This is a genomic window from Paenibacillus sp. FSL R5-0887, from assembly GCF_038002305.1.
Classification (GTDB): Bacteria; Bacillota; Bacilli; order Paenibacillales; family Paenibacillaceae; genus Paenibacillus_AQ; species Paenibacillus_AQ odorifer.
The window spans coordinates 2141927-2162129 of the sequence record NZ_JBBOCE010000002.1; the positions used below are offsets into that span (position 1 = coordinate 2141927).

The window sequence follows — 20203 nt, forward strand, 5'->3', positions numbered from 1 at the left end:
GAAGGGACTTTAGCCAGCCTTCGGTGGGTCTTTGGTAGGGTTGAAACAAGCGGCCGACTGAGACTATACGACGATTATTTTCCAATTGAGGCTGTGATGTTGTCATGACGGGGCCTGCCGGGTAATAAAGATGATTAGAACTTTCAAATTTGGCTGATTTTGGATTAGGAGCCAAGGAAACGGGGGGAAAGATCATGGCGGCACAGACAGTATCAGGCATCAGCTCCGTACAGACCATTGCGGCCTACGGCGGTACACAGAGTGATGTCAGTTCTCTGGAGAAACAGCGAAACCGGCTGATGATGGAACTGGATAAAGTGAATGCGGCACAAGGAAGTGAGATGCAGACGCCTTATCGCCGGGAGCAGCTGCAGCGGCAAATCCGGCTGCTGGAGTCCCAACTGGTACAGAAAAGCGGGAGCAGCACCTCCGTAAATTTTGTGCCTGCTTCTCCGCTTCAGGATCACCTCCCCCTTTGGGGAATTGAAGGAAAGGGAGGCCTCAAGGGCATCGGCCTGACTGATCCCCGGACGGCGACGGTGGACGCGGAGGGTCATTTCGACGCGTTAATTTAGGCAAGCGAGCTAAGGTGCGGAAAGCGTCAGGTGATGAACTGACGGCCCATAATCATGAGGCTAGCTGAGCTTCCACCGAGGAGACCAGCAACACGGTAGAAACAACAAAATAGGCGAGAGGGAAGCTTCAACACTTCCTCCTCGCCTACTCGTGTTCATGCAGTTGCTTAGGGTTCAACTACTTTATTCTGGTGTTCCTTGGGTTACCCCATGGATATACGAGAGCGTTGGGGAATCGACAGCCCCTTGTCCCGGATTATAGGTGAAGGAGTACTCGATGGTATCCCCGTGTTGCAGGTGATTTACAGGGTAGGTATAGTTACCGTTCCCTGCCGGGGTCATGGCTACGTTTAGCTGCCCACCGTTATTTAGCTTATAGTGTAAGTCGGCAAAGGTTGCGCCGTTCACATAGAACAGCAGGTCGTCGCCTATTTTCTTCAGACCCCGCACCTCATCGCCGACGATGATAACACCGGATGATGATGCCGGTACAACAGTGATGGTGGAGAGGGCTGTTTTATTGCCGTCGGCTGTTGTAGCCGTTACGGTTGTTGTGCCTGGAGTGAGTCCCGTCACGAGACCGTTCGGATTCACGGAAGCGACGCTGGTACCTGATACGTTCCAAGTGACCTGCTTATTGGTTGCATTAGACGGGGCAATATTGGCGTTCAACTGCACAGTCTGTCCGACTTCCACCTGCGCAGTAGTTTGATTCAGAGAAATACCGGTAACCGGTACGTTTACCGGATTCTCGCTGTTGCCTTCTTTATAGACACGAACATAATCCACTTGCATTGCTGCAGGAATATCGGACGGATCTGGGGTATGGCCGCTGTCGAAGTGCCCGCCGATCGCCAGATTCATAATGATGTAGAAGGGTTGATCGAATGGGGCGTTCGGATTGTTAGGTGCAGCTACGGAATACCATTGATCTCTACTGACTTTAAAGAAGAACTTGCCGTCCACATACCATTTCATATTATCTTCTTCCCAGATCATGGAGTACACATGATAATCATTGGCGAAGGTCTGGCCTTCAGGGAAGTGATATTCACCAGCAATATATCTGTTTACAGGCCATTGTCCGCCAAAGTGTATGGCCCCGCTGGTCGTGCCGGGCAAGCGTCCTTTGGCTTCCATAATATCAATTTCTCCGGATGCGGCCCACGCTCCATAAGCGGCATCTTCCGGAAGCATCCAAAGTGCTGGCCAAACGCCGTTACCTGTAGGCAGCTTAGCACGAATATCTACTCTGCCGTACTGGAAGGACAAGTGATCTTTGGTGTTAATCTTGCCGGATGAGTACTGGGCATACCGGCTTGGGTCCTGTGGAAAGGATTTTGAATCGTTCAAAGCTCTGATATTCAGCTTTCCGTCCTGTACAAATACATTTTGTGTACTGTCTGTATAGTGCTGCAGTTCCGCGTTGCCCCAGCCCCAGCTATTCGGATCGTCAGTAATATAATAACCTTGTTCGTAGCTCCATTTGCTCGTATCGAGCGCTGTTCCGTTAAATTCATCCTGCCAAATGAGATTCATACCCTCTATCGTGGTGTCGTTTGGTGTTCCGATGGCAATGTCATCATGATCGGATACATCCGGACGTGGGGCATCTGGATTACCGATAAAGGTATAGTTGACGTAATTGTTGCCGACACTTCCGCCCGCCTGTCCATTTAATGGATAGCCAATACGGATTTGCACATCCTCTTGGACGGGCTGGAACCAAAGCCCATAGATATAGTCAGCCCAATAGCCCCACTGGTTGGCATCGGACATGTTGTTATAGCCATTGCCGGCGTATACAAATCCGCTTTGGCTGGAATCACTCATAGCAACCCATTGTCCGTTGATGTTAATTTGGTAAACGTAATTTCCTAGCTCAGTGCCTATTGGAGCGCCCCCATCAATTTTGGGTAGCGGGACACCTATTACACCTTTTGCATCTGCGGTAAAGGTCGTTCCCTCATAAGGAGTTAAGACGTATGAATTTCTTACCGGTTTATTAAAGGTGAGGGTATAAACGACGTTAGCCGTTGAGGTTTTCGATTCTAACTTGACGTTGATAGACTCTGTTACGGTGAACCAGTAGCCACCGCCGCCTTCGGTGAATTGTCCGAAGTTGTTATCGTAGATCCAGCCGCTGGCTGCATTATTGTCAATATCAATCCATGTACTGCTGCTTACAGGTTTTACATATACCTTCAGATCTTCAGCTACGGCTTCATAGGTAACAGCCGGATCATTGTTGAAGGTAGGATAAGTAAAGCCTGCACTTCCTGTAAATCCTGCTGTAATCTGCGGCCCTTGTGTAGGGGCCATAGCAGTAATGGTCGTTTTGTTTATGTTTTGAAATACCAGGGTGTAATCAAGTGTAACTCCATTAGCCTTGGAGAATAGCTGAATCTCCGTTGTTGCGGAGAGAGTGAACCAATAGCCATTCAAGCCACCGTCGCTCCAGTGTCCCCAGTTTTGGTTGTAGGTATAGCCGCCTGCATTGTCAATATCCACCCAGTTTCCAGCAACTTTTACTTTTACACCGACGTCATCGGAAACATCATTCCAGGTGGCAGAGCCCCCATTAAATGTAGGCATGACGAAACCATAGCTAGCTGGCCCAACCCCTGATTTTGAGATGACAGGACCGTCTGCTGCTGAAAAGTAAGACATAGAGGTAACTGTGGTTCCTGCTGCCTGCACCTTTGAAGTCGGCAATAGGCCAACCCCAGCTAACAGTACTACTGCTAAGAACAAACTAAATACCTTCTGCTTAAAACCACTCTCCGTATTGTAAAGTCGTTTCATACTTGCCCTCCTTTAATAAAATAATGAAGAAACGAAACCGCTTACATTTAGGGACATCTCTATTCTATCGAATATAATAATCAGCTAAAAGGTACAATTATTTTTGTTCTAACCCAATTTTTTGGCTTTTGATTATTTATAGCGCTGTGTCACGGTACTTTTCCCCGCTGTCGTGCTTCCGGCGCATCATTTGCCGATATTCTGTGGGCTGCATATCCATGACATCCCGAAAGGATCGTGTAAAACTTTTGTAGCTTTCATACCCTACCATGGTGGCTACCTCTACAATTTTATGATCGGTTTCGGCCAGCAGCCGCCGGGCTTTATCCAGGCGCACATCGCGCAAGTATTCTGCAAAGCCTTTGCCGATATTTTTTTTGAACAGGTTAGAAAAATAGGCATAATTAAGCGACACGTGGTTCGATACCATCGCGAGATCCAGGGGTTTATGATAGCTTTCGTGTATAAAGCGTATGGCTTCATTCAAATCTTGCGAGTTGCGATAGCTGCACTTATATTCATAATAAAATTGGTTCAGCCGAAGCAGCTGTTGTTGCAGCGCCTGAATATAATCGCGAATACCCGGATAATCGAATAGATTTCGTAAACATTCGATGTCCAGCGCTTCTTCCCCCATGTACGGGCGGATCACACGTACAGATTCCTCCAGCATCTGTACAATGGCACGGCATAGCTGCTGTGTGTATTGGATGTGATAGCGTTGCAATGTATCTTTGTGAAATATCATAGAAATGCCTTGGGTGATTGTACCGCTGTTTTTGGTGCCGATTAACTGGAACAGGGCATATAACTCTTCATAGGGAAGCTCCCACTGCTGCTCCAGTCGCTCAATATGTGTTGGCAAGATGCAGCTCTTCTCTGGAAACAGGTAACTGTGGCGATAGAGCTCCAACGCTTGTGTATAGCTACGGGGCAACTCCTTCAATCCTTGCTGCGGGCTGGTCATGGCAGTAATGGCATCTATCTGTCCTGCTTTGAGGGCGGCCGGGAAGGCTCCCGTTTCTACGGCCGCATCAACCGCGAGAATCAGGTACGGGCGGTGTTGCAGGCATATACACCCTCGTCTGCCATACACACGGTAGGCAAGGGATTCCATGCTGTGGCTACTGTCGGCCCCCGGTTGGTTAATCCATAATTCCTCCCGCAGCAGACACAGGCGGTAATTACTCCACAACTCTGGATTCTGTTGCTGGGTCTGGATAACCCACGCCTCATCAATCATTGCACCCTGCATGAACATACTCAGTTCCTTGCGGTCTGTCTCCCGGGCGCGGCGCGAGATATGCTCCATATTACGCGAGAGCGTCTGCCGTGTTTTTATCTCATTCGCTACATGTTCTACTGCGGTTTGCAGATCTTCACGTTTCACAGGTTTGAGCAGGTAGCCCTTTGCTCCAAGTTCGATGGCCTTTTGAGCATAGGCAAAATCACTATAGCCGCTAATAATCAGATAATCTACCTCGATGTGCTTCTGTTTACTCTGCGCCATCAGCGTCAGTCCATCCATATCGGGCATCCTGATATCAGTAATCACCAGTTGGATGTTGTGCTGACTCAATATATCCAAGGCCTCAATTCCGTTTACGGCACAGTAAATATTGTCCAGCTGGAGCGCAAATTGGCGCAGCATAGCCTGCAGCCCATCACGAATGTGCTTTTGATCGTCCACAATTAGAATATTGATCATGCCCTACCATCCTCCAAGATTCACATTTTCCCAAGGCAAACGTATGGTTACACAAGTATAGGCGCCCTGCACACTGTCAATCCAAAGACCGCAGTCCTTACCATAATGAAGCTGTATGCGCTTATGCACGTTCTCCAAGCCCAGTCCGTTTTTGCTGGTAACAATCGGTGAATCTGAGTCGCCCCGCAGCACAGCCTGCAGACTGGACAGCATTTCCGGGTCAATACCTGCGCCATCATCTCGTATCTCAATTAGCAGAAGGCTGTCATTTTCTACCGATACGGTAATTTGGATACTTACGCTGCCGCCCGAGGGCGCTGCATGATGAACGGCATTTTCGACGATGGGCTGCATGCACATTTTAGGGATTGTATAACGCAGTACCTCCTGCGGGAGATCCGCCGTCAACTCAATGCTGCCACCCTCCATAAAGTTTATGAATCGGACATAGCTGTGTATGTTGGCAAGTTCTTCGGTAAGCGCAACCGTATCGCTGCGCCATTGCATACTGTATCGCAGTTGTGAGCCTAAAGACACCAACGCTTCAGCGATAGCCGGCTGTCGCTGAACCTCCGCGAGCATACGGATGGATTCCAGCGCGTTATATAAAAAGTGTGAATTGATCTGCGAATGCAGCGAGTGCAGTTGTGCATTTTTGGCGATCAGCTGTTTATCTACCACTTGGGTCATCAGATGTTTGATTTCGTCCAACATATTATTGTAGCTGACGGCCACCTCGTCGATTTCGTCACCGGTTTCGTTTTTATCCAGGCCGGTATCAATTTTCGCATCCAGTTGGCCTTGCCGCACCTTGCGCATAGAAACCAGCACCCTGTCGAGCCGGCGGAAAATGCGCCGAGTGGTATGTGAAACGAGCAGTAACATCAGCAGCAATATACACAATGTGATCGCTACTACGAGCAAATACCAGCTTCGTGGGCCTTTCATCAGCGCTTGATGAGAGGCAATATCCACTACATAGGCGTTCAGTGGGGCGATGTAGCGATACAACGCGTAGTAAGTATGGTCGCCTACCTTTACCTTAATGGGGCTACTCTGCTGCAGCACATCCAACCGCTGGTGAATGCTGCCTAGAATTTTATCCAATTCTTCACCGGCATTTTGAGAAAAAATATGCTCAGGATTGTATACCGATCGGGAAGAGTCGGCTCCATCCATCACTACAGAAAAGAAATCCCCCCCGCTATCCTCAAGCAAGTCACTGAAAAAGACGCTATGCTGGGCGCGGATTTCCATAATGGTAGGGAGTTTCTGCTGTTGCCCCTGAAGACGTACCAACCGGTAATAGGATAGCGTATGCTCTCCATCTTTAAAAGCAAATAAGCGGTATGCCGCACCGCCTTCCTCCCGAAGTGTCACCCAGTAGTCCTTCGGCCAGAACTTTTCATAATGGTAGATTTCAGGCCAAATCTCAAATAGGTTTGGATTATCGACATAGAAACTGAGCTCGCTGATCATCTCGTAGCTTTGAATGATATTATGCATTTGCTCAAATTGATTTTGTCTAAATTTTACGAGACGCAGGCCATCCCCGCGCATATTGGAGTGAATAAAATCTACAAATGCCTTTTGATTCAGCGCAGTAGAGGAAGCGTTCTCAATAATGCCCATTTTGCTGCGCAGCTGTTCGTTAATTCTTGAGACATGGCTGCTGCCGGTAGCCATAGCGTCCTTGTACAGCTGACTTTCCTGTGTGCGGATAAATAAAAAGGATACCACAATCGCAGGGATGGCAATCATCATGCTAAAGGCCAAAAACAATTTTTGGGAGATGCGGGAATTACGGTACAGCTTCTTCATTTTAGTCAGCAGATACTTCATTTAAGCAGCCTCCTACCCTTGTAATATACCATATATTACAAACTGCCCGGTAGGTAACTAGGCTGTTTTGTTAAATGGTTAAAAGAAGCGAAAAAGGGAATACCGGCCAACCTTTCGGTGGCCGGCAGTAATCTTTATACGGGCATTATTACTCTGCCATTTTGGATTTTCGCACATCCAGTTCAGCCTGGCGGTATTCCATCACCTTGCCAAAGCTGTAATTCTCGCGGCGGTCAAGGAAATTGTCGAAGATTTTATCAAATTCAGCCTCATTCTTGGCCGTAATTAGCTCAGGGAGTACTTCCTCCCAATTTTGCGAAATACGGGACCAGGCTACCGACACATCAGAATCGCCCTGTGGATCTAAGCCCTTATAGATACCGCTATCAATATCGGCCTGCTTATTGGCGAAGTCTTCCATTTGCTTAATGACAGGAGATTTCTCCGGTCTCCACTGGTTGACGATTACAGGGTTTCGCATCATCCAATAGGTATCCATGATGCCGTATTCTTTCTCCAGCTTCTCAATATCAGTGTCGAGTAATTTTACCATTTCAGGCTTCAGTTGCGGCTTGCCATCTACCATCTCCCATGTTTCGCCTTCCTTGCCAAGGAACAAATCTCGCTGGCCTTCTTCGCTGGCCAGATAGGTCAAAAAGCGGATGGCTCGTTCAGGGTTTTCGGTTGATTTGCTAATCATCGTCACCATCCAGCCGTCCATGTTGCCAGGGAATAACTTAGGGTTATCGCCCTTGCTGTTCTTTGGCCCATCGACTGCGATGTAGTAAGAGTCCGGGTTGCCGCTAGCAGCCAGCATAGGATTGACAGCCGACATACCGGTCCACTCACGGACCATCATGAAATAGCGGGCGTTGTTTGTTTTTTCCTCGACCTGAGTATCGGAATCCACCAGGAAATCCACATTAATCAACCCGCGCTCGTAAGCCGTACGGAAGGTTTTTAGCCAGGCAATATAATCGGGATCGGTAATGCGGTCGTATACTTTTCCGTCTTTCTCATGCGGTACGGCCAGTAGGTTCTGCAGATATTCGGTCATCCCGTAAGGGACGTTCCCTTGTGCAAAAAAGGGACTGATGGGCTGGCCTTTATATTGGGAGTACTTATCCTTTACCAGTTGCAGTGCGTTCAGAAAGCCCTCTGGAGTGCTAAGGTCCGGGCTGCCCATCTCTTCATACAAATCTTTTCGCACCAGGAAAGTCTGGTTGGCGGCCGTCATGCCAGTTTCATGCATCAGGTTGGGGCTATATGAATCATTCGGAACGCCATAGGTATTGCCATTTTCTTGACGATACCACTTCAGTGTACCGTCCCCGGCCACCTTGAAGAAGTAAGGGTCATACTTGTCAGCTAATTCATTTAAGGCGTAGACATGATCGCCTTCCCACAGCTTTTTGACAGCGGTTTCCCACGAACCCATTGATATCAAGTCTGGCAGCTTGCCCGAGGTCATCATTAGGGTAATATGCTCATTCGCTTCACCGGAAGGTACCTCAAGCTTGATGTTTACGCCTGTTTTTTCCGTTACGTACTTGGAGGTCAAGCTGTCTCCCCAAGTGTGGGCATACCAGTTAGCACCTACGAACCAGGTCAAATCAACAGGGCTGGTATCCAGCTTCCATGCCGGATCATCGGAATTGAGCTTTGCTTCACTCTGCGGCGGCTGTGTACTATCTGTAGGCTGTGGTATTGGCTTATTTTCACTATTCGCTGAATTGGAACACGCGGCTATGCCTAGCATCAGGCTTGCGGCCAGAACGAGGGTCAACCCCGGCTTAATCAGATTGCGTTTCATGACATTATCATCCTTTCTTTGCTGCTTCTGAATTTTGTATACCAGTTTCTAGACACTCACACTCTTATCCCTTAATGGCGCCAATCATCACGCCTTTGACCAGATAGCGTTGAATGAAAGGATAGACTATCAGAATAGGCAGTGTGGCCACCATCATGGATGCAAATTTAATAGAGTTGCCGGGAAGTCTTGCGCCGAATTGCGCCATAGCTTGCTGCTGCATGAAGGACATAGAGTTCTCCGCAATGATTTTGTACAGCATGGTCTGCAGTGGCAGTAATTCCTGCGAACGGATGTAGATGACCCCCTGGTAATAATCATTCCAATGATAAACGGCTGAAAAAAGCGATATAGTCGCAATGACAGCCATGCTATTGGGCAATACGATTCTGAACAGGACACCATAGTCTGAAGCACCGTCTACTTTCGCAGATTCCTCCAGGCTGTCAGGTATGGTGCGGAAGAAGCTCATGAAAATGACCATATTAAAAAAAGTGTACATGGAGGGAATGATGAATATCCAAAAATTATCATATAATCCCAGCTTCGTCATCAGAATAAATGTAGGGATCAGCCCGCCTGAGAACAGCATCGTAACCAATGCGATTTTAAGATACAGCTTGCGTCCGATTAGATTAGACTTGCTCATTCCGTAAGCAATAATGGCGGTAAACAACACATGCGTTGCTGTCCCGATCACTGTGCGCAGAGTGGTAATGTAAAAACCGTTCATCATTGTCTTATCATTGAACACAACGCTATAGCTGGCCAGCGATAATTCTTTGGGAAACCAGTTGACGGTGCCCAGGGATGCCTGCTGCGGCGCGTTAAGCGAGTTAATGAATACAAACCACATCGGGTACAGTGTTAAAAAGCAAACCGCCAGCATCAGCAGGGTGTTGCAGACCTCAAATACTCCAATTTGCCGAAATCTTTTGCGTCTTTCCATACCTCTGTCCTCTCCTTTCTAAAAAATGCTGTCGCCGGTTAGTTTTTTGGATGTGTGATTGGCCAAAAACAACAAACCTAGCGCCACAATAGAGCGGGCGAACAGGACGGCTGTTGAGAAGGAATGGCGCCCGGAGACCAACCCCATGTTGTAGATATACAAGTCTAGGCTTTCCGCCATCCTCATGTTCATATTGTTCTTCAACATAAAGATCTGCTCAAAGTTACTGCCAAGTATCCCGCTGACAGCGAGGATGAACAAAATAGCGATGGTGGGGCGTATGCTCTGAATGGTGATATGCCACATCCGCTGCCGCCGGTTTGCGCCATCCAGCTCAGCCGCTTCGTACAGCCCCGGATCAATGCCGGATATTGCCGCTATGTAGATAATGGCGCTCCAGCCGGTTTCTTTTAACGTATCGGTGAAAAAGGTGATCCACCAAAAGTACTTAGGGTCGCTGTTAAACAGGATTTCGCGTTCCTGGAGCCCGATCGCCATCATCAACTGATTGATCACACCGCCCTCGCCCAGCCAATTGAGCGCAATGCCGCCAAAAATCGTCCAGGCAATAAAGTGCGGCAGGTACGAAATGGTTTGTACCGTTCGCTTAAATCGAAGGCTCCGTATTTCATTCAGCAGCAAGGCAAACAAGATAGGAATGGGAAAACCCAGGACCAGCTTGATGCTGCTCATCCCCAGAGTATTGCGAATCGAACGCCAAAAACGCTCATCCGTCAAAAAATCCTGAAAATGCTTCAGCCCGACAAACGGTGATTCTAGTAAGGGTTTGGCGATGCTGTAGTCCATAAATGCAATAATGAGCCAAAACATAGGGATATAACAAAAGATAAACATCCAGATGATTCCCGGGATAACCATGCTTTGCAATTGCCACTGCTTAAAAAGCGCTTTCATTTGTTCCGTTCTGTATTGGAACATTTTCCGTGCCCCCTTTCTATTTCATCGTATGAAAAAGCGTATAGGAAAAAAAGCCCATGATTATCGACCCTATCCCATTTTTTTAGATTTGTTTGACCAGCCGCAAAAATTAAGTATGCTGTGATTAAATGAAGGGAGTGTGCAAAGGATGAATAAACCTATATGGGAACAGAATTTCTTAGATAGAAATGCCGATTTGAAGCTATGGAATATCCGCCTTGGCAACGACTTATTAGATAATGAAGGTAATCCCATAGACCCAGGTTGGGGCAACGGAGAGCAGCAGTATTACACGGATCATTCCAGCAATCTGTATATCGATGAATTTGGCTTAAATCTGTGCGCACGCAGTGAATCCATTGGAAAGGATGGGCGCAATTTTGCATATACCTCGGCTCGTTTGGATACAAAGGACCATTTTTCCTTTTGCTATGGGAAGTTAGTTGTGCGTGCAAAGCTGCCGGTGGGGCAAGGGGTTTGGCCTGCCATCTGGTTGCTTCCGCAGGAACAGGCTTACGGACCTTGGCCAGCTTCCGGCGAGATTGATATCATGGAAGCCAAAGGCCGCTTGCCTCAGCAAATATCCGGAACACTGCACTACGGAAAGGATTGGGAACATCAAATCGTCGAGGAGTTCTCACACCATTTTGAAAGCGGAACCATTAATGAATTTCATGATTATGCACTGGAATGGACCGCCAGTTCGATTCGATGGGTGGTAGACGGACATTGCTTTGCCGAGCGCTGCTTGGAGCCAGGGGTTATGCCCTTTAACGAGTCATTTTATCTGGTGCTGAACCTTGCAGTGGGCGGCTGGTATGACAATGTAGCGGTTGACGAGGCTGCACTGCCAGCGGTGATGACGGTTTCAGGGATATGGCTGTACCCATAATTAAGAATCTTTGTGAGGCTCTATTATCGATTTTCAATACCTACATCCCATCTGGTAGAATAGGGAAAACCATATTTCTCTATATTCTAGTAACTTGATTATAAGCTTGGGAGGTAGACCATGGACAAAGAACTAATCGCACAGCTGACACAGTGGCATGAAGATGATGAACACCAGAAGATTGTAGACACTCTGATGGAGATTCCTCCAGCGGACAGAGATTACGAGATGGTCAGCAGTCTGGCAAGAGCGTATAACAATTTGGAACGTTATGAAGAAGCCCTTGAACACTTCGCGAAGATTGCGGAACAAGGGCAGAATGATTATCTGTGGCATTTTCGTGTGGGATATTCCTACTATTATTTGAATCGATATGAGGAAGCGGTGAGAGTGCTGGGTATTGCCCATGACCTCGATCCGGATGATGAGAATACGGCCATGTTTCTGAAATTCAGCCAGCGTAAGCTACGCAAAGAACAACACGCCGCAGCCAGACAGGCAATCAGAGAGCAATATAATGATTCGGGGACGACTGCAACTCCTTTTGAAGGGATGGACCTCTCCGAATTTTGGAAAGATAGTGATTATGCGCTAAAAGAATATGTTTCGGCCCCGCCTACGGATGAGCTGATTGCTTCTGTAGAAGAAGAACTGGGTTACAAGCTTCCTGCCTCTTATATCAGTCTGATGAAGCAGCACAATGGGGGAGTGCCTTATAATACCTGTTTTCCTACGGAGGATGCGACCTCATGGGCTGAGGATCATATTGCGATTACGGGCATTATGGGCATCGGACGTGAGAAAAGCTATTCACTCTGCGGCGATCTCGGCAGTCCGTTTATGATTGAGGAGTGGGGATACCCTGACATTGGCGTGGTAATTTGCGATTGCCCTTCGGCAGGTCATGATGTCGTGATGCTGGATTACCGGAATTGCGGGAAGGACGGTGAACCCGAGGTGATTCATGTGGATCAGGAAGATAATTATGAGATTACATTTCTGGCCCCAGACTTCGAGACGTTTATACGCGGCCTGGTGAGTGATGAAGAATACGACACCTCTGAAGAAGATAAAGAGGAGGATTTGCGCAAAGTAGCCGTAGGCCAATTCTCACCATTGCTTGCGAAGCTGTGCAGCCATGTGTCTGAAGTAGATCAGCTTGAGCAGAAGATCCGTAAAGTATGTACCCGAATCGTTGAAGAGAAGGGACACTTCTCCTTTCATGCGGATGAGCTTTCTACTCTGATGTATGATGTGCAGTTCTGGCTATACACAAGCTCTTATCCAAATACGAGCCGTCAACAATATCTGGATGTATATGAAGAAATGATTGCTTTTGGCGGCGAGTTCGGCCAAGGCGGGTATGCTCCCGGCTGGATCAGCGATTGGCTGGATGGCCGAATACGGGAAGGACTGATCGTTCAGGAAAACGGGGTGCTTAGCTTCACAGATCAAGCCCGCTCAGAGGTCATTGCACGGCTGGAAGCGGAAGCTGCAAAATAGGAGACGTTGATGCGGGATTTATTCCCGTGCGGAGCTCGATTGATCACGATAGTATTCAAGGGTCATCCCACAAGGGATGGCCCTTAAACTTGCCGTTTCAGACAGTGCAATCCGCATAATAAGCGAAAGAAAATTAAAGCGCTTACTCGTGAAGTGTTTATATAAAAATGTAATTATTAACATTTTTCGACAACATTCACCTTACTTTTACATGGTAGTTATGATATATTCTGGGCGAATATGGATAACAAAAAAGAGAAAGGGGAATGAGTATGGAAGCGTTGGTGTGGACATCCAATCATAAGCTGGAGCTCTGCGAATGGGAAGAGCCGCAGATTGCAGCACCGGATGAAGTCAAGATCCGGATTGAGATGACAGGTGTATGTGGAACAGATTTAGCAGTCATAACTGGGAAAGAGGAGGGGGTTCCAGGGGTCATTCGGGGTCATGAGGCAGTAGGGACTGTAATCCAAATCGGCAGCAACGTTGACCGTGTTAAGGTAGGCGACCGAGTAGTTATCGATCCGAATCAAAGCTGTGATGAATGCTATTTTTGCCTGAAGAAACAGCCGCACCTCTGTACGGGCATCCATGGAAATGGGATGCCTATTGCGGGTTTGAATCGAAATGGGACTTTCACTTTTTTTTACTCAACTGCACAAACGTTTGCACACCGTCTTCCCGATCATATGAGCTGGGAGACGGGGGTTTTGATTGAGCCGCTTGCCTGTGTACTGCACAATTTCAAAGAAGCCAATGTCACAGCAGACGACAAGGTACTTATTCTTGGATCGGGTCCAATGGGACTGTTAAGCCAAATTGTGAGCAAGTCGAAATCTGCGCTCACGGTAGCGACTGAAGTCAATCCCTATCGGCTAGCTTTTGCCAGAGAGATCTCAGATTTTGCTCTAACCCCTGCCCAATTAAATCAAGCTACCGTAGACAAAATCTGTGCGGGACATAAGTTTGATGTGATTATCGATACGGTAGGCACTCAACTCGAAATGGCGGAGAAGTGGATTGAACGTGGAGGCCGCATCGTTCCTTTTGGTATTAATGCGAAGTATCGCTACACCTTTTCCCCTACCAAATTCGTGCAGCATGCAATAAAAATTATAGCAGCAGGTGAATACCGCTACATGTTCGAGGAAGCTTTGCGGTTTGCCGCTGAAACTCCTGAAATGGAGAAACTAGTAACTAGAAAAGTTAAGCTCAGTCAGCATGAAGCAGCGATAGATGAGTTAATCGGCTATGAATTGAACTCTTTGAAGGTGGTTGGGAGTGAAACCGTAAAGACGGTTTTTGTTCCCTAAACGTAAGACTACAATCAATGAGAGGTGGCACTGTTGATGAGCAATGATAGCAAATTCAGATTAATTCAAGATTACTTGTCTACACAAAAGGCCAAAGAGGTAGAGCCAATTTGGATACCCGCAGTGTGGAATGAGTGCCAATATGAACGTGTTCTCTTAGAAAAAGAGGGTGAAATTTGTGTACACCCGTATGATTTTTTGACTGATCATTTGAATTATGTGGACAGGCTTTCGTGGAGATATCTGCTTAAGGAACGCATAAATCTGGACGATAGCGCGATCTATTCTTCGCTTATTCGCTATTCTACGGCTTGGGATTACAACCATGACGGAAAAATTGAATCGGGTACTTTTTTAAGATTCTTTATTCTTCTGCCTCTGCTAAAGAAAATGGGCATCAATATTCTGTACATGCTTCCAGTTAACCAGTACAGCAAGTTGAATCTGAAGGGGGATATTGGGTCCCCTTACGCAGTGCAATCGTTATTCCATTTGGACGAGAACCTGCACGATAGCCTATTGGATGATATGGAGGAGTTTACGATCCACGATGAGCTCAGCGCTCTGGTAGAGGCTTGTCATTTACTTGATATTAAGACTGTTGTTGATTTCATTCCCCGTGTGACGGCGAAAAACAGTGTGTTCATTACTGAGCATCCTGAATGGGTATATTGGATCAAAATGGACGAATTAGAAGGCTTTGCGCCGCCCGCGATTCCCCAGCTTGGATTTTTTGAGGAGTGTACGCCGGACAAATTGGAGACGGTCTACCGCAGCCAGGAGACAGCAGTATTTCTGCGGAAGTTCACGCCACCGCCCAATGAACTCCATCCAATTCTTTGGCAGCACTTAAAGGAGAAAGCTGCTAAAACTGGAGATGAGCTATTAACTTTGGTGGAGCAAGAGATGGGGATAACGACTGCTCCAGCGCATTCGGATTGGATAAATGATGTGCAGCCGATTTGGACAGACATTACGTTCTTACGCCTCTACGAGGATTTCTCTCCGCAAGTGAGACATCTTATAAGTCCGGATCAGGCGCCATATGTCCTTTTTGATACGATTAAATGTAATGACTACCCGGGAGAGGAGCCGAATCTGGAGCTGTGGGATGTTCTGGAGGAGGCAGTACGGGTTAATCTCGAAAAATATGGGATTGACGGCTTCCGCATCGACATCGGACACGTGCTTCCTATTCCGTTGTTGACTCGTATTTTTGACACGATTAAAGAGATGAATCCAAATGCGATCTTAATCAGCGAAGATTTGTTCAATCGCAACCACAAGAAGGCGGCAAACACCGGCTATAACATTATGCTTGGCAGTGGGTGGAACGTCATGACACAAATTACTAAAGACAATCTCGTTTCATTCTTAGAAGAGCTGCCTGAGTTGAATATTCATGTATTTGCTTGTGCAGAAACAGCAGATACTCCTCGGATCACCAGCCGTGGCGGTGTTGAGGTTGCTCGGATGATTGCGGTATTTAATCAATTTCTTCCGAACGCAATTCCATACGTGACGACGGGTTATGAAATGAATGAGGAGCAGCCGCTCAACTGTGGTCTTGGAGACAACACGAACGGAGAGGAGATTTCCCGAGCTTTTTTTAACGTCATGCAAATTAATTGGACCAATCCTACACCGATGCTGCCGCTGTTGGCGGAGCTAAGTGAACTCAAGAGAGATTGGCGCCACCTAGTGAAGCCGGAAAACTTTTTCGTGGCTCAATCCCCGGAAGGTATTGTTCTGTATGGGTATATGCAAGGGGATGAAACGCTGCTGTGCTGCTTTAACTTGAGTGCTGATGCTTTCTGCCAAGTTGATTTGAAGGTAGCCGTACCTGGCCGATGCCCAATGACGGTAACACTGGATAGTTCCTTAACGGGTAGCAGCGTAGGTCAGGCGTTAGACTGCTTGCTGCTTGCGCCTAATCAGGCTTTAGTGCTCGTAAACAATCATAGACAATTTAGGTAAGGGAGAGAGGCTGCAATGGAAAAGAACAATAAGGAAGTCGTGATATGGCATGAGTTTGATGGTCCGGGAGATACCTCGATTGAGGTGCTGGAGGGAATTTGTAAGCTGTATACTGAGCGCTTTGGGGTACAAATTACGCCACAAGTCATGAATATTACGGAGCTGACTGCGCGCCTGAACCAAATTAAGGACACCCAGCAAGGTCCACATCTGGCGATGGTTCCTGCCGACATGTCCTCCTATGTTGAGAACGGTCTTTACTCCGAAGTGCCGGGCGGGCTATTTGGCGATACGCTGACTGAGGGTGCTCTTTCAACGATGCAAATGAATGGTGTTCAGTATGGTATCCCGGTATTGCGGGGCAATCATCTGGTTGTGTATTACAACCCGTCGATTTACCCTAGTGCGCCGACGACATGGGACGTGTTCGAAGAGGCAGCAGAAAGGTTATCCGCCCAAGGTATCGTACCGATTGGAGCAGACTTACAGCAAGGCTATTGGTTTATTCCGTTCCTTACAGCTTTCGGCGGCTGGCCTGTACAGAATGGAAAGCCGAATATCGTCACCTCTGAAATGAAGCAGGCACTTCAGTTTATTAGCGACAAGATGGATCAAGGCGTGCTCGTTAGTCTCGACGGCTCGACAGGACTGCTTGAGCAGTTCATTGACGGTAAGATCGGCGCCATTATTTGTGGCGAGTGGATTTATAACCATCTAGATAAGCATATGAACAATAGGCTTGCGGTTTGCCAGCTTCCGAGCATCGAAGGGCGGCAATCGTTATCCATGTCTTCTTCTATTGGCCTGATCTACCCTAATCATTCATTAACGTCCGAGGAGCGGGAAGATATTTTATCATTCACGCGCTTTATGCTGAGTGACGAATGCCAAACGATGTGGACGCTGGGTGTACAGCGGATTCCGGCTCATGAAGAGGTACTGAACCGTCTAGCTGCCTCTGCTGCGCCTAACAAAAAGATGATTTTATCGCTTCTAGATCACTCACGGCCGATGCCGACTTATCCCTTCATGATCCATGTATGGGAGGCGTTAAATGCGGGTCTTATCGAGCTGCCCTTGAGCAATCCTGAACAAGCATTGAACAAAATAGAACAGACTATTCAAGCCTCTTGGGGCGCATTTAAAAGCTAATTAGAGATGGGGAGAGCCAAATGAAAACAACGATATTCAGCCAAATTTCTATTGATGGAAAGCTCACTATGGGCGCTGGTAATTCGAGTAAAGAGCTTTTTTCTTTGTTTTCCAGTGAGGATATGGAATTTATTCATCTGTTCCGGGGGAAGGTGCAGGGAATTATGGTCGGCAAAAATACAATTTTGACGGACAATCCCTTCCTTACTAATCGGTATGAGGAAAATAAAAATCCAATTCGTATCATTCCGACAACTACCTTGGATATTCCGCTAGATTGCAATGTACTCTCGGACCAAGGGAAGACGATTATTGTCACGACCGAGAAAGGACGGGATGAAGAAAAAATCAAACAGATCCGGCAAAGAGGGAAGGAGTGCCTTATCTGCGGCGAGGATAAAGTAGATTTTGTGGAGCTTGAACGTCAGTTGGAGGAGAACTATGGGATTACCAGTCTGCTGGTCGAAGGCGGCGGATTCTTAAACTGGCATATTTTCAATCAGGATATCGTCGATGAGATTATTCTAATGCAGCTTCCAATCATCATAGGCGGCTCCACAAACATTACTTTAGTGGATGGAGACGGTTATCAGCAATTGAACTTTGCGAAAAAGTTCAAGGTTGTAGAAATTCAACCAAAAGATAACTACACGCTCATGCGCTACAAAAAGGTGATCTAACCTCACACTAAGTCATAGACTGCGAATGGCAATGAGTTCTGGAAAAATCGAGAATATGGGGGTTGTGAACGATACATGGCAGAGAAAGAAGATTTCTACAAAAGTGTGTATAAAATCGCTGTGCCCGTTACGCTTCAAAGCTTGCTGATGGCGTTGCTTAATTTGACGGATCAATTGATGGTTGGGCAGCTGGGAGATGTGGCAATTGCCTCGGTGGGGATGTCGACCAAAATATACGGGATCATCGCGGTTGTCTTGGCCGGTTTATCGACGGGTGTATCCATATATGCAGCCCAGTTTTGGGGAAATAAAGATTCCAAAAGCGTCTCTCAAGTACTGGGTCTCGGACTGATCACCGGCTTTGCGTTCTCGTTCCTGTTCTCTGCGGCTGTCTTTATCGACTCGCCGCTCTTTCTGAGCCTATTCACTACAGACGTGAATGTAATAGATGAGGGTTATATCTTTCTCCAGATAATGTCGATCGGTTTTGTGCCTGTCATGCTCACGATGATGTATTCCGCGATTTTACGCAGTACTGGCCATGCCAAATGGCCGATGTATGTAAGTCTAATTGCAGTTGGCTTGAATATTATACTGAATTACGTACTTATTTACGGTCATTTCGGTGCTCCTGCGCTTGGTCTGAAGGGCGCTGCCATTGCTACTCTTATCTCTAGGGTCTTCGAATGCTTGTTGATCATTGGTGCCGTGTACCGGTATCGTTTACCGGGAGCTGTCGGGTTAAAGAACTTATTCAGCGTTCCTAAACCGCTCATTCGCAAGTTTTTTGGAACGACCTATCCGCTGCTACTGACTGAATTGATTTGGGTATTGGGTGAAACGGCATATGCGGTCATTTATAGCCGTATGGGGACGATGGAAATGACTGCAATGACCATTACCTTCCCACTTCAGGGTCTTTGCATTGGTTTATTATCGGGTCTGGCTAGTGCAGCAGGGGTAATGGTTGGCAACCGTTTGGGTGCGAATGAATCTGATATCGCACTCGATCATGCGAAAAGGTTCATTCGTCTAGGCATCATTATCTCTCTGATCGTCGGGGTTATCATTGCGGCAGGCTCGAAGCTGTATGTCTCTGCGTTCAATATCTCCGAGGACGCTAAACAAATGAGCATGTATATCGTTATCGTGTTTGCTGGATTTCTTTGGGTCAAAGTATCCAATATGATTATAGCCGGCGGTATTCTAAACAGCGGAGGAGACAGCAAGTTCGTATTCGGCATGGAGTCTACCGCAACGTGGCTGATAGGTGTTCCATCCGGGCTGTTGCTGTCATACATTTGGAAGCAACCTGTCTACCTTGTGTATCTCGTCATCTCGCTGGAGGAGGTTGTCCGCTTTGGCTTCGGCTACGCCCGGATTTACTCCCGTAAGTGGATGAGAAATTTAGTTAGTGATCTGGCTGAAAAAGCTATGTAATGTACGACCTGATTGGGTCGATGTGGAGTATTAACCCCCCCTAAATTGGAGATCTCTTCACTTAACAATGAAAAAGGTACTGCCTCAAGGTAGTGCCTTTTTCATTGATTTTTAAATATTCAGTTGTTAACTGCCAAGTATCTTAACCACTACGTTTTAAAGCACCAGTTACTTCGTTGACGGTTATTTTGATCATAAAGTAGAATTTTTACTTCGAAGAAGTAACAAAAAACCACCAACTTACATTGGTGGTTTACGATCCATATAGTATTATTTCAATTCAATCTGTCCTTGTTCGGTTCCCCAGAACCCAGTTTGGACATTTAAAAGAAAGCCAGTCATATCTTCTGGGATTTCAAATACTACATTGCCTGTTTGAGCCAATCCAGGATTGATTCCTTCATATAAAAAATAGTCTCCGGAAGTAGTAATCAACATGCCTTTTAGTAGTTTCTTGGTAAGTTTTTAATAGTATTAGAGTGCAGTGTTTGAATATTTCTCGGGAGCCGTAGATGAGAGAAAAATAGGCCGCACTCCATGAAAAGAGCGGCCTATTTCTTTTTACATTTACTTAGGTTGCTTACGTCTTCTGAGATAGGCCCAGATCATAAATAC

15 protein-coding genes are annotated in these 20203 nt (G+C 46.9%); 8 read left to right on the plus strand and 7 right to left on the minus strand.

Going from position 1 to position 20203, the window contains the following annotated elements; all coding sequences use genetic code 11:
• The first annotated feature begins 194 nt into the window (after positions 1-194).
• Positions 195-575, plus strand: a complete 381-nt coding sequence (locus MKY14_RS27355; RefSeq protein WP_076124277.1) for a FlxA-like family protein — start codon at positions 195-197, stop codon at positions 573-575.
• Positions 576-758: 183 nt separating this feature from the next.
• Here MKY14_RS27355 and MKY14_RS27360 read toward each other — a convergent pair whose 3' ends face one another.
• From MKY14_RS27360 to MKY14_RS27385, 6 genes are all read right to left on the minus strand, one after another.
• Positions 759-3380 (minus strand): family 16 glycosylhydrolase, encoded by a 2622-nt coding sequence (locus MKY14_RS27360; protein ID WP_340977759.1) that lies wholly within the window; start codon positions 3378-3380, stop codon positions 759-761.
• 136 nt (positions 3381-3516) lie between these two features.
• Positions 3517-5088 (minus strand): response regulator transcription factor, encoded by a 1572-nt coding sequence (locus MKY14_RS27365; protein ID WP_076124273.1) that lies wholly within the window; start codon positions 5086-5088, stop codon positions 3517-3519.
• A 3-nt stretch (positions 5089-5091) separates the two neighbouring features.
• A complete protein-coding gene (locus MKY14_RS27370) occupies positions 5092-6930 on the minus strand; it encodes a sensor histidine kinase (RefSeq protein ID WP_340977761.1) in 1839 nt (612 codons plus the stop codon).
• Between the two features lie 148 nt (positions 6931-7078).
• The gene (locus MKY14_RS27375; protein WP_340977762.1) at positions 7079-8743 is read right to left on the minus strand and encodes an extracellular solute-binding protein; all 1665 of its coding nucleotides are present in this window, start codon (positions 8741-8743) and stop codon (positions 7079-7081) included.
• A 64-nt stretch (positions 8744-8807) separates the two neighbouring features.
• Positions 8808-9692 carry a carbohydrate ABC transporter permease gene (locus MKY14_RS27380; protein ID WP_038573901.1) on the minus strand — a complete coding sequence of 295 codons (885 nt, stop codon included), beginning with the start codon at positions 9690-9692 and terminating at the stop codon, positions 8808-8810.
• An 18-nt stretch (positions 9693-9710) separates the two neighbouring features.
• A complete protein-coding gene (locus MKY14_RS27385; protein ID WP_076124267.1) occupies positions 9711-10631 on the minus strand; it encodes an ABC transporter permease in 921 nt (306 codons plus the stop codon).
• Positions 10632-10779: 148 nt separating this feature from the next.
• On the opposite strand from MKY14_RS27385, the gene MKY14_RS27390 reads away from it, so the two are divergent.
• From MKY14_RS27390 to MKY14_RS27420, 7 genes are all read left to right on the plus strand, one after another.
• Positions 10780-11523: a glycoside hydrolase family 16 protein gene (locus tag MKY14_RS27390; RefSeq protein ID WP_076220285.1), complete on the plus strand. Its 744-nt coding sequence runs from the start codon at positions 10780-10782 to the stop codon at positions 11521-11523.
• A 120-nt stretch (positions 11524-11643) separates the two neighbouring features.
• Positions 11644-13026, plus strand: coding sequence for an SMI1/KNR4 family protein (locus tag MKY14_RS27395; RefSeq protein ID WP_076278218.1), 1383 nt, complete (start codon positions 11644-11646; stop codon positions 13024-13026).
• 266 nt (positions 13027-13292) lie between these two features.
• The gene (locus tag MKY14_RS27400; protein WP_340977763.1) at positions 13293-14339 is read left to right on the plus strand and encodes a zinc-dependent alcohol dehydrogenase; all 1047 of its coding nucleotides are present in this window, start codon (positions 13293-13295) and stop codon (positions 14337-14339) included.
• 36 nt (positions 14340-14375) lie between these two features.
• Entirely contained in the window at positions 14376-16316 is a 1941-nt protein-coding gene (locus MKY14_RS27405; RefSeq protein WP_081387810.1) for an alpha-amylase, read from the plus strand.
• Positions 16317-16331: 15 nt separating this feature from the next.
• Positions 16332-17468 carry a sugar ABC transporter substrate-binding protein gene (locus tag MKY14_RS27410; protein WP_076191528.1) on the plus strand — a complete coding sequence of 379 codons (1137 nt, stop codon included), beginning with the start codon at positions 16332-16334 and terminating at the stop codon, positions 17466-17468.
• A gap of 20 nt (positions 17469-17488) precedes the next feature.
• On the plus strand, positions 17489-18148 hold the full coding sequence (locus MKY14_RS27415) for a RibD family protein (RefSeq protein WP_076191531.1): 660 nt from the start codon (positions 17489-17491) through the stop codon (positions 18146-18148).
• Between the two features lie 75 nt (positions 18149-18223).
• Positions 18224-19588 carry an MATE family efflux transporter gene (locus MKY14_RS27420; RefSeq protein ID WP_340977766.1) on the plus strand — a complete coding sequence of 455 codons (1365 nt, stop codon included), beginning with the start codon at positions 18224-18226 and terminating at the stop codon, positions 19586-19588.
• A 270-nt stretch (positions 19589-19858) separates the two neighbouring features.
• On the opposite strand, the gene MKY14_RS30895 is transcribed toward MKY14_RS27420, so the two are convergent.
• Entirely contained in the window at positions 19859-20026 is a 168-nt protein-coding gene (locus MKY14_RS30895; protein ID WP_081387811.1) for a DUF4352 domain-containing protein, read from the minus strand.
• Positions 20027-20203: the final 177 nt, after the last annotated feature.